The organism is Mesorhizobium sp. WSM4845 (assembly GCF_055811455.1).
In genome coordinates this window covers 1-4,949 of the sequence record NZ_JBVVQA010000067.1, presented here as the reverse complement: position 1 = coordinate 4,949, position 4,949 = coordinate 1, and the positions used below count along the sequence as shown (strand labels likewise).

At 60.3% G+C, this 4,949-nt stretch carries 2 protein-coding genes; both read left to right on the top strand.

Features of this window, described 5'->3' with window-relative positions:
• Nucleotides 1-253: 253 nt before the first annotated feature.
• Nucleotides 254-3,658: an adenylate/guanylate cyclase domain-containing protein gene (locus AC0L2C_RS33920; protein WP_473525499.1), complete on the top strand. Its 3,405-nt coding sequence runs from the start codon at nt 254-256 to the stop codon at nt 3,656-3,658.
• Between the two features lie 32 nt (nt 3,659-3,690).
• The gene (locus tag AC0L2C_RS33915) at nt 3,691-4,065 is read left to right on the top strand and encodes a YybH family protein (protein ID WP_128172978.1); all 375 of its coding nucleotides are present in this window, start codon (nt 3,691-3,693) and stop codon (nt 4,063-4,065) included.
• The last annotated feature ends 884 nt before the right edge of the window (nt 4,066-4,949 follow it).

The window sequence follows — 4,949 nt, the reverse complement described above, 5'->3', positions numbered from 1 at the left end:
AGTGGCGCGCTGATCAGGCCGGCCCTTGCCGGAGAGCACGGCGACCAATGCCGTTACCTACACCACGCCATGGGGCAGATCGACATCGGCGGGGAACACGCTGCAGGCCGCGGTTGCGCCAATTGGCGGCGTTTTGCGGGGTTCTCACCGAATGTCAGGCCTTCGACACACGAACTCGCGTGTTATCGCGATGCCTTTGTGATATGTTTCCTGCCCCACCGAAGCGAGGCCAAATGGCTGCGGAGGGAGCCCAATGAATATCGCAGTTTGGCTCAGAGGTTTAGGCCTGGAGCAGTACATTTTGGCTTTCGACGAAAACGCGATTGATGCCGAAATACTGCCGCGCCTCACCGCCGAGGACTTGAAAGAAATCGGGGTTGCCGCGCTTGCCCACCGCAAGCGCATCCTGGAGGCAATTGCCGCGATGCAAGGAGAGCCGGCGTTAGAGCCGGCGAAACCAGCTTCAGCCTCACCAATCCGAACGTCGGCTTCGGTTGACCGCTCCGGCGAACCTGGACGGCCTCGCGAGGCAGAACGGCGTCAATTGACGGTCATGTTCGTGGATCTCGTCGGTTCTACCGCGCTTGCGACGCGGCTTGACCCTGAGGAGATGCGCGACCTCTTAAGGAAGTTTCAGAATACTGTCGCTGGCGAAGTCGTTCGCTACGAGGGGCACGTCGCCAAGCTTATGGGCGACGGAGTATTGGCCTATTTCGGTTGGCCGCAGGCACACGAGGACGAGGCCGAGCGCGCTGTTCGCGCGGCGCTTGCGGTGGTCGCTGCCGTAGCCGACTTGTCTTTGGATGACGGGCAGCAACTTTCGGTCCGGGTCGGCATTGCAACTGGCGTCGTAGTCGTGGGCGACCTGATTGGTGTAGGTGCCGCGCAAGAGAATGCAGTCGTGGGCGAGACCCCTAATCTTGCAGCTCGGCTCCAAACTTTGGCCGAGCCGGGAACGGTAGTCATCTCGGAGCTTACCTATAGACTTATCGGAAAGCTGTTCGAGGTGACCAGAATCCGGCCGCAGCGGTTGCCAGGCTTCGACGCGCCCATAAACGCATTCAAGGTGATTGGAGAGGGACGCGCCGAGAGTCGTTTCGAAGCACTTCACGCAGCCGAAGCTGCGCCGCTTACAGGGCGGGAACATGACATCGCCCTGCTCCTCGATCGGTGGCGGCTTGCCGCTTCCGGGGAAGGCCAAGTTGTCGAGCTATTCGGCGAGGCTGGCATAGGCAAGTCCCGCATTCTGCAAGAACTGCTGGAGCGCCTAAAAGACGAGGCACACACGCGACTGCGGTATTACTGCTCGCCTTATCACCTCGAAACCGCCCTCTATCCTGTGACGGATCAGTTGCTCCGGGCCGGGAACATCAAGCGGACGGACCCGCCCGAGCGTCAGCTTGATTTTCTTGAGCAACTGCTCGCCGGTTCGACAAAGAACCCCAATGAGGCGATACCACTAATCGCGGCATTGCTGTCGATCCCGACCGAGGGACACTATCCCAAGCTCGACCTGATGGCGCAAAAACAGAAGTCTCGCACATTCGAGGTGCTGATCGAGCAGCTGGAGGCACTGGCCCGCAGCAAGCCGGTCCTGATGCAGCTTGAGGATGCGCATTATCTTGATCCGATGTCCGCCGAGCTCTTCGACCAAATCGCGGGCCGGATTCAACACTTGCCTATAATGCTGATTGCAACTTCGCGACCGGAAGGCGCAGTGCGCTGGGCTGGTCTTCCGCACGCGACTTTTTTGACCCTGAATCGGCTCAGCCGTTCCCAAGCGGCCTCTATCATTGCAGCGATGACGGGGGGCAAGCAGTTGCCAGCAACAGTGCTGGATCAGGTTCTGTCGAAGACCGAGGGCGTGCCGCTTTTCGTGGAAGAGTTGACGAAGGTGGTGCTTGAATCGGGCCTGCTTGAAGAGCGTGACGGCGAACTCGTGCTGGCGGGCCCACTGCCTCCGTTTGCCGTCCCGGCCACTCTGCACGACTCGCTGATGGCCCGGCTCGATCGGTTGGCTTCGGTCCGGGAGGTCGCGCAGATCGGGGCAGTGATCGGTCGCGAGTTCAAGCACGAGTTGCTTGCCGCAGCCGCTGGACTTCCTGATTTTGAGCTTGAGCGGGCAACGAACGAGCTAGTAGCGGCCGGCCTTGTTTTCCGCCGCGGCAGTAACAGCCAAGTAACTTACGTCTTCAAGCATGCGCTCGTGCGGGATGCGGCCTACAGCAGCCTCCTGCACAGCCGCCGCCAGCAGCTTCATGCCCGGATTGCGTCCATTCTCGAGGAACGCTTCCCCGAAATCGTAACCACAGAGCCCGAACTGCTTGCCCACCACTTTGGTCAGGCGGGCCTTGTGAAAAAGGCTGTCGAGTACAATGAACTCGCTGGTCGTCGGGCGCTTTCTCGCTCTGTCCTGACTGAGGCGCTCGCCAGATTCGACAACGCCCTAACCGGGCTTTCGGCGATGCCACCATCCGAAGAGCGTTCGCGGCGCGAACTTGCAACTCAGTTGGCGCTCGGCAGTACCCACGTTGCTGCGCACGGCTTCGCCGCACCTTCGACAGCGACCGCTTATGGTCGCGCGCGAGAGCTCTGTGAAGAGCTGAGCGATACACGTCAGCTCTTTCCGGTTCTTTACGGTCTATGTCTTTACCACCTCTATGCTGCCGAGTTGGCGGAGGCCCGCAGCGCAGCGGACCGCCTGCTTGAATTGGCGGAAGCGAGCAACGACTGTGGACTGTCGTTCTTTGCTCATCGGGCAGCTGGGGTCAGCGCGCTGCCTGCCGGCGAATTCGCCCGCGCCCGGGCACATCTCGAGCAGGCCTTGGCTCTCTACGATCCCCAGGAGCACAGATCGCCGGCGTTTGTTTACGCCTTCGACCCACGGGTCGTGTGCCTGGACTATCTCGCCCGCACATTGCTGCCGCTTGGGTTTCCTGATCAGGCTCTGGCGGCCAACAACGAGGCGGTTGCTGAAGCGCATCGTGTGGGTCATCGCAACAGCCTTGCTCTGCCATTATTCTTCGGCGGCGTCATTCGCCAGATCCTTGGCGATCGCGAAAGTGTCCGGGAATGCTGCGCAGAGTTGACCCGCATTGCCAGCGAAGCTGGATTCCGCTTTTGGCTTGCCGGCGCCACAATCTTGAGTGCTTGGACACTCGCTGAGGCGGGCGATGCCGATCGGGGTCGCCTGGAACTCCAACGAGGCCTTGTTGAGTGGCGTGCGACCGGCGCGGAATTCATGGTTCCTTATTTCATTGCTCTTCAGGCGCAGATCGAGGTCAGAGCCGGCGACCACAATGTTGCACTCCGTTTGCTTGAAGAAGCACATGCCAGGATCGAACGCACCGATGAACGATGGTTTGCAGCCGAGGTGCTACGCCTACAGGGCGAGGTGCTCCTGCAATCGGGGGAAGACGGAGTTGCACTCGCCGAAAATCGCCTTTCTGACGCGTTGGCGATTGCCCAGGCCCAGGGCGCGCGATTCTGGGAGCTGCGTGCTGCACTGAGCCTCGCGCGGGCCGACTGTCCCATTTCTGGTGCTCGCGAGCGGCTCGCACTCATCATTTCCGGGTTTACCGAGGGACAAACGTTGCCTGACCTGCAAGCCGCACGAGCACTCGCAACACCGGCTGAAAGCCTTCGGGCGGCCAATTAATAGAAATTGGCGGCAGACAAAGGAGGAACGCCATGGCACAACCGACCGAGAATATCCGCGACGTGCTTCAGAAGGCGAATGATGGCTGGAATTCGGCCTTCAATAGCGGCAATGCTGACGCAGTCGCCGCTCATTACACACCCGACGCGGTTGTATTGCCGTCCACCCATGCCTTCATAAGGGGGACGAGCGCTATCAAAGACTTCTGGAAGGAATTGATCTCGGCTGGTGTGGGGAACCATGGCATCGAACTGGTAGATGCAGTGGCCGCCGGTGACATTGCCTACGCGACCGGGAAATGGTCGGCCGAAGGCGGCGAAACGCAGCGCTACGAAGGATCCATAGTCACAATCTTCCGACGCGAAACTGATGGATCGTGGAGAGTATGCCTCCACACTTGGAACTGATGCGCCGCTTCCTGGGGTTTACGAATGGAAGATCTCGCCGACCGAGGCGGCAAGGATCCGTGGCATATTCACCTGCCGGACCACCAGCCGTTCTCGTTCGCCGGCCTCTGAGCGCATAACAAGAAACTCGGCATCACCAACTGCACGATCATCACGGCGCCGGCAGTCGAACCGGTGAGCCGATCCACTTGCACAGGAGCGCCCGCGATACCCATCAACGCTCCGTCTTTCTGCAACTTAGCGTCGTGCGCGTGGGCTGCATCTCGAACGGCCACTGCGGGTCGTATCCCTCACGGTCTCCATATCCAATCGTCACGAATTTTTGCACAGTCGTTCCCTTCAGGTTCTTGGTGAACCGCGGAGCCTTGCTCGCAAGGCATGCATCTTGGTGGCATGAAGCGCAACTCAGATCGGCACTCTCCGGGCGGCCTTCACTTGGCCCTGAGAGAGCTGCCACCCGTCTTTGCAGCTTGCGACGACGCGTTTGAAACAGAGTTACCAATTGGGTTTCAGCAGCGTCCGCGGTAGCGAATGGCCGATTTTCCCATCCTCGATCTGAAACCGGACCGACTGGATTCGGCCCCCAAGCTGCCGGCCGGCAAGCGGCCCAAGCGAGCCGTAGAGTAGTCGGACTGCATCGCGCCCGAAATCGGACATTGAGATCAGCATTGCCCCTTCCTGAAAGCCGACATCCCAAGAAGGGTCGTGGTTGCGCCACTACCGGTCATTCGCAGCGCGCCTCGTTAGCTGACCTTCAGCCACCGGCCGGAGTCGACCCCTTTTGCGGACACTGGTTGTCATCCGGACGGACATCACCGCGTCCATCTTGCCCACCTGGACCGGGGCCTGAGCTTGGCGGCATGGCGGAGTTGCTCCCAATTGAT